Source organism: Paludibacterium sp., from assembly GCF_019232825.1.
In the GTDB taxonomy this organism is placed as follows: domain Bacteria; phylum Pseudomonadota; class Gammaproteobacteria; order Burkholderiales; family Chromobacteriaceae; genus Paludibacterium.
Genome location: NZ_JAFAND010000013.1, coordinates 1 through 6,904 on the forward strand (window position 1 = coordinate 1; position 6,904 = coordinate 6,904).

Consider the following 6,904-nt stretch of genomic DNA (forward strand, 5'->3'; position numbering starts at 1 on the left):
CCGCTGCCATGTTTTCCCAGGCATCGCTATCAGGCGGTAACGCCGCATTCCTACGCAATCTGAACCCGTCATTGCATGGTTTGCAATTGGGGCAAGACAGATTGCCAATTTATTTTTTGTGCATGATAATCATTCTCAATAAAAAATTCATGGAAACGATGAATGGACGCGATCGCTCCTTCATTTCAGCAGCCAAATCGGCATGAGCGGCAGCGCAGTCTGTTTTGCGCCGGCCGGGTGCGCATGATGTTGGACCGCTATCCTGAGCCCACGAGCCCGCTCACGGTGATCATCCTGCACGGCGCGGGCGCCCATAGCCTGTGGTTCGCCAACGATGCATTGGCATTGCAGCAGGCCGGCTATGAAGTGTTGGTGCCGAATTTGCCGGGCTACGGTCCGCTGAAGGCCAAGGCGCATGAGGTTGACCATGCCCATTGGGAACACTGTGTCGCCGCGCTGGTTGCGCAAGAAGCCGAACGCAGCGGACGGCCGTGCGTGTTGATCGGCTGCAGCCTTGGCGGCTTTCTGGCGTATCAGGTGGCTTGCCGGTGCGATCAGGTTGTCGGGCTGGTCGCCACCTTGCTGGGCAACCCGCAGTTGGCCGAGGTCAGGCGGGCCTATGGCCGTTTCCCTTGGCTGTCGCATCCCTTGGTGACGGCTTGCCTGCCTTTTTTCTCCCGTGTCTTGCCGGTGTCGCTGCCTGTGCGCTGGCTGGCCAATATGCCGAAGATCAGCAATGATCCGGCGCTGACCCGACGACTCATCGCCGATCCGCTTGGCGGAGGGCGTTGGCTGCCGCTGCGTTTCATCGCCTCGCTGCTCGATGCGCGCCCACGCATTGCGCCGGCGCAATTCGATCGCTGCCCGGTACTCGTGGTCCACCCGGAGCAAGATCGCTGGACAGTGCCGGCATTAAGCCACCTCATGTTCGATTTGCTGCCGGTGCGCAAAGCATTCGTCCTGTTGCCCGATTGCGGCCATTTCCCGGTTGAACCTTCCGGGGTGGCGGTCATGCAAGCGGCGATATTGGCCTTTTTGGTCGATCTACAGCCAAAGTGAACCCTGCCATGCCCTCCGCCGCAGACCCTTACACCCTCGTCGACACGCGTCATGGAACGATGCTTGCCAATCGCTTTGACGAGTATGTCGGTCAGGCGTTGATCCACTATGGCGAGTACGCCGAGCTGGAAACGCAGTTGCTGTTGCAATGCGCCAACCAGCCGGGCACGGTGGTCGAGGTCGGCGCCAATATCGGCAGCCAGACCGTGCCCCTGGCGAAAGCGGCCAAAGCCATCGGCGCGGACGTCATGGCGTTCGAACCGCAGCCGTTCGTGTTCCAGAATCTGTGCGCGAACCTGGCGCTAAACGCCGTGGACAATGTGGCCGCGTGGCCCTTCGCGTGCGCCGCGCAGCCGGGGACGGTCTGGCTCGGCCGTCCCGATTACCGGCGCACGGGCAACTTCGGCGCGGTTTCGGCGCAAACGCAGCCGTTGGCGAATGGCGTTCAGGCGCCGTGCGTGCGGCTGGACGAGATGACGCGCGAGCGGCGCGTGAGCCTGTTGAAAGTGGACGTCGAGGGGTTTGAGTTACAGGTGCTGGAAGGCGCCTTGGATGTGCTGGCCAACCACCGTCCTCTGTTGTTCGTCGAGAATGACCGCGTCGCCAACTCTTCCGCGCTGATCCAATTCTTGTGGGGGCAGGGTTACCGGCTTTGCTGGCACATCAGTCCACTATTCAACCCGCACAATTACCGCGGCAACGCGGACAACCGCTATCCGCAACTCTACTCGTTCAACATGCTGGGCGTGCCGCGGGAAGCCAGCCTCGTGCTGCAAGGGTTCGAGGAAATCGTCGACGCGGCCGTTCATCCGCTGGCGGGGCGAATGCCCCGGTCAATATTTGAGTAATGGTGCAATTAACTAATATATTGCAATTATAAAGTACAAAAATCTGTAAATACTGGCTTAATGGCTAGATTCGCCTGCGTAGAGGTTCTTTCATAATCGCCCAAATTTTCCATCGGGGCGATCATGAAACGCAAGAACGTATTACCGAGACAACGTGCCATCGCCGCCGCTTTTGCCGGCGCGCTCACCGGCGTCGCGCCGCTCGTCGCCAAAGCCGACTGCGGCATCAATGGGACGATCAGCGCCAACACCACCGAGATCGGCTGGTCGTCGGGCAACTGCACGATCGCCACCAATGTCGTCCTCTCCAATTTCAACACGGCGACCGCGTTGCTGGCGACCGGCTCCTCGCTGGGCACGCTGACCAACAACGGCACGATTGCCGGCATCACGTATGGAATGGTCAATTCGGGCACCATCGGCGTGCTGAACAACAACAGCGGCGGTCAGATCCTCGGCGGCAGCACGGGCATTCGCAACACCGGTTCCATCAATGCGTTCAACAACAGCGGTCTCGTCGGGGGCACCAGCACGTCCGGCACCATTGCGTCGGGCCTGCAGAACACCGGCGCGATCGGGACGCTGACCAACACCGCCACCGGCACGATTACCGGCGCGGGGCGGGGAATCTTCAATACCGGCAGCATCGCCGTCGTCAACAACCAGGGCCTGCTTGCCGGCAGCGGCACGGTCAGCGGCAGTATCTTCGGCATCGATAACAACGGCGGCAGCATCGGCACGATTCTCAATAGCGGCACCATCAAAGGCTCCACCTATATCGGGACGATCGTCGGCTACGGTGTGCTGGGGGAAAATTCCGGCACCATCAGCGCGTTGAACAACAGCGGCACCATCACCAACGAACTGGGCGTCCTCATCCGCAGCGGCGCCTCGCTGGGGACGCTGACCAATAGCGGGTCGATCGTCGGCACCTTTTCGGGCGTGGTGGCGCAGAGCGGGACTATCGGCACCATCAACAACTCCGGCCTCATCAGCGGCGCGACCAGCCAAACCGTCACCGGTTTCCCGAGCGGGCCCTATACGGGGATTTTCGCGTTGGCCGGCGCTCAAATCGGCTCGGTAACCAACAGCGGCACCATCACGGGCCTGCTCAACGCCATCAATATCGACAGCACCAGCACCATCGGTCAGATCAGCAATAGCGGCTTGATCGCCGGCAACATCCATAACACCGGCTCGGTCAACCTCAGCATCAGCGGTGGCAGCGGCGCGGTATTCGGCACACTGACCGGCATCAGCGGCGGGATCGCCAGCGTGAATGCGGGCATGCTCACCAATACCTCGTCCAATGTCGTCTTCGGGTCCGGCAACCTGCTGCTTAACGACAACGTCAACGTTGGCAGCCATGCCGTCAATAACAGCGGCGCCAAACTGCAGGTCAACAATGCCATCGCGATCACGGGCAATTACACGCAGGGGGCCTCCGCCACGCTGTCGGTCGGCGTCGCCGACAACGCCGTCGCCGGCGGCACGATCGGCAGCGACAGCGGTTACGGCCGGTTGGTCGTCTCCGGCACCGCCAATATCGCCGCCGGCTCGGCCGTGACCCTGCAGAAGCTGAACGCCTATGGCTTTGCCGCCGGCCAACGCTTTGTCGTCATCGACGCCACCGGCACCGGCACCAACTACAACGCAGGTTCGTTACAGTATTCGATTGCCGGGACGAGCGGCCTGGTTGTTACCGGCGCGGCCGTGGCCAACGGCGCGAACAGCGATCTTGTCCTGACCGTCGCCAACCCCGGTGGATCAACGACAACCGGCGCCACGGCGCCCAATGCGGTGTCGGCGCTTGGGGGGCTCGCGAACTACACCGGTATCAGCCCGGCTTTGCTTAACTTGTACAACGCCTCGCTCGCGCTCGACGCCAGCGGTTCGACCCAAGCGCTCAATGCCGCCGGCAAGCAGCTCGGCCCCGCGACGCAGGCCTCGTCGAGCCGCGCGGCGGCGGCGCCGACCTTCGACGTGCTCAACATCATCTCAAGCCACGCCAACGGTTTGCGCTTGGCGCAAAACGTCGGCAGCGGCATTTCGACCGGCGAGGCGTCGTCTGGCTGGGGTGTCTGGGGCCAGGTGCTGGGCGGGCGGGCGAGCCAGGACGAGCGCGACCAGGTGGATGGATACAACGCCAATTACGGCGGTCTGCTGGTCGGCGCCGATCAGGCGGTCTCCGACGCGTGGCGAGTCGGCGGCGTGCTCAGCTACAGCAATACCACGGTCAACAATACGGGCGCCACCGCCGCGAACGGCACCCGCATCAATGCGTATGGCCTGGTCGGCTACGCCAGCTACGTGGCGAGCCGCTGGTACGCCAATCTGTCCGCGGGCGCCGTCGATCAGCGCTACAACGCCAATCGCTTGGTCAACTTCAGCGGTTTCACCGGCCAGGCAAACAGCAGCTTCAGCGGGCTGCAGTACGTCGCGCGCGGCGAGATCGGCTATCCGCTTGCGTTTGGCGCCACGACGGTCACGCCGCTGGCGAGCCTGACCTACAGCGATCTGCATCAGGACGGCTACATCGAATCGGGCGGCAACGGCGCGGCGCTCTCGGTCGACGCCTCGCATGCGACCTCGGTCTCGACCGACCTCGGCGCGAAGGTCGAACGCGAAGTGCAGACCGCCTATGGCGTGATGGTGCCGGAGCTGACTCTCGCGTGGCGTCACGAGTACGACACCTCGCGCCCGAACACCACCGCCGCCTTCGCCGCCGATTCCAGCGGACAGACCGGGTTTACCGTGCAGGGCATGAGGCCGATGGCGGACTCCGCCGTGCTGACCGCGGGCGTGACGTTGCTGAAAGCGCGCAACCTGAGCCTGACCGCACGTTACAACGTCCAGTTTGGGCCGGGCTATCTCTCCCAGGCCGGCAGCTTGCGACTGCGGCAGCTTTTCTGATTGGTCGATATGTCACACACGGCGCCGCCGGGCAATATGAGTATTCAGGACGCGCTCACGCGCGCCTACGCGCACTGGCATGCCGGCCAGGCCGAGCAGGCCGAGATCCTGGCCCAACGGGTGCTGGCCGCCTGGCCCGGCCAGCCCGACGCGCTGCACCTGCTCGGGCTGATGGCACACGCTTACGGCAACTTGGATCTGGCGATCGCCCACCTGGGGCAGGCTTGCCTCGCCCCGCGCGCGTCGGCCGTGTATTCGAGCAATCTCGCGGAAATGTATCGGCAGAAGGGCATGCTGGCGCAAGGCGAGGCGGCCGCGGAACGCGCTGTCGCCATGGACCCGACGCTCGTGGCCGGATGGAACAATCTAGGCATCGTGTTGCAGGAGGCGGGCAAGCTCGAGCAGAGCCGCGTGTGCCTGGAGCGCGTCGTGGCGCAGAGCCCCGACTGGGCCGAGGCCCATAACAATCTGGGTAACACGTGGCGGCGGCTGGGGCGGATGGATCAGGCGCAAGCGAGCTATGGCAAGGCGCTGGCGCTCAATCCGTCGTATGCGGAAGCGCACAGCAACCTCGCTTTTCTGCTCTCGACGCAAGGCCGCTACGACGACGCGGTCGAGCATGCGCGGCGGGCGATCGATCTCAACCCGCGCTTCATCGACGCCTACCTGAACCTCGCGGAGGCCGAGATGTCGCGCCAGCGCCACGATGCGGCGCTGCGCGCGCTCGATATGCTCGAGGCTTTCGCGCCGGCGCATCCGGCCGCGCTCACGGCCCGCGCCAAGGCGCTCAGACAAATTGCCCATACCGAAGAGGCGCTGGCCATCGCGCGGCAGGTCGTTGCGCTCGCGCCGCAAAGCGCCGAAGCCCACCACACGCTGGCGCTCGTGCTACAGGATCTGAGCCAGACCGACGAAGCGCTCAAGGCCTACGAGCAGGCCGCGGCCTTGCCCGGCACGGTGGCCGAAACGGCGTTGGTGGGGCGCGGCACCTTGTTGACGGAAGCGGGGCGCCGGGACGAAGCGCTGGCGGCCTTCGCGTTGGCGCTCGCGCGTTTTCCCGGTTCCGCGCAGGCGCTGGCCGCGCGCGCGGAGCTGCGCACGTTCAGCGCGGGCGATCCCGACATCGCGGCGTTGGAAGCGTGTCTCGCGGAAGGCGAGCGGCGTTCGCTCGCCGATCGCGTCGCGTCGCATTTCGCGCTCGGTAAGGCCTATCTCGACATCGCGGATCTTGAACGGGCGTTTCGCCATCTGGACGCCGGCAATCGCTATAAACGCGCTTCGTTCGACTATGACAGCGAGCAGACCGGCCGTTGGATGGAACGCATCCGCGAGGTTTTCTCGCCAGCGCGGTATGACCGGCTCGCCGGCCTCGGCGCACGCACGACGTTGCCCATCTTCATCGTCGGCATGCCCCGCTCGGGCACCACGCTGATCGAACAGATCCTGTCGTCGCATCCGCAGGTGACGGGCGCGGGCGAATTGCCGGCGCTGCGTCTCGCCCTCGACGACCTTGGCGATTTTCCCGACGGTGTGCTGGCGCTCGACGGCGAGGAGGGCGCGGCAGCACGATGGCGGCAGTGCGGGGAAGCCTATCTGGCCCGCGTGGCGCCGCTTGCCGCGGGACGGCCGCACGTCGTCGACAAGATGCCCGGCAATTTTCTGTATGCGGGCGCGATCCCCGTGATCCTGCCGGGCGCCCGGATCATCCATGTTCGGCGCGATTCGGTCGACACTTGCTTGTCTTGCTACACCAAGCTGTTCGCCGGGCAGCAGCCGTTCGCCTATGACCAGACCGAGCTTGGCGTTTTCTACCGCCAGTACGAAGGCTTGATGGCGCATTGGCGCGCGCTGCTGCCCGCCAACACGTTCATCGATATCGATTACGAGGCCGTGGTCGAGGATCTTGAGGGCGAGGCACGGCGGTTGATCGCCTTTCTAGGGCTGCCGTGGGACGCGGCCTGCCTGAGCTTCCATCGCAACCGCCGAGTGGTGCGCACGGCGAGCGTCAATCAGGTCCGCCAGCCAATTTATCGGACCTCGACGGGCCGCTGGCGCGCGTATGCGCGCTATCTCGGGCCGCTGCT

Annotated in this window: 5 protein-coding genes; all 5 read left to right on the forward strand. The window is 64.3% G+C overall.

All coding sequences use genetic code 11. The features are described 5' to 3' along the window. Positions 1-206, forward strand: a 206-nt coding sequence (locus JOZ06_RS01305) for a hypothetical protein (RefSeq protein WP_293227909.1), incomplete at its 5' end; no start/stop codon positions are given. After that, entirely contained in the window at positions 163-1,059 is an 897-nt protein-coding gene (locus JOZ06_RS01310; RefSeq protein ID WP_293227911.1) for an alpha/beta fold hydrolase, read from the forward strand. The genes JOZ06_RS01305 and JOZ06_RS01310, both read left to right, overlap by 44 nt. A gap of 8 nt (positions 1,060-1,067) precedes the next feature. Beyond that, a complete protein-coding gene (locus tag JOZ06_RS01315) occupies positions 1,068-1,907 on the forward strand; it encodes an FkbM family methyltransferase (RefSeq protein ID WP_293227913.1) in 840 nt (279 codons plus the stop codon). A gap of 123 nt (positions 1,908-2,030) precedes the next feature. Further along, on the forward strand, positions 2,031-4,820 hold the full coding sequence (locus JOZ06_RS01320) for an autotransporter domain-containing protein (RefSeq protein ID WP_293227915.1): 2,790 nt from the start codon (positions 2,031-2,033) through the stop codon (positions 4,818-4,820). Positions 4,821-4,856: 36 nt separating this feature from the next. Next, positions 4,857-6,904: tetratricopeptide repeat-containing sulfotransferase family protein (locus tag JOZ06_RS01325; protein ID WP_293227917.1), on the forward strand; the 2,048-nt coding region annotated here is incomplete at its 3' end.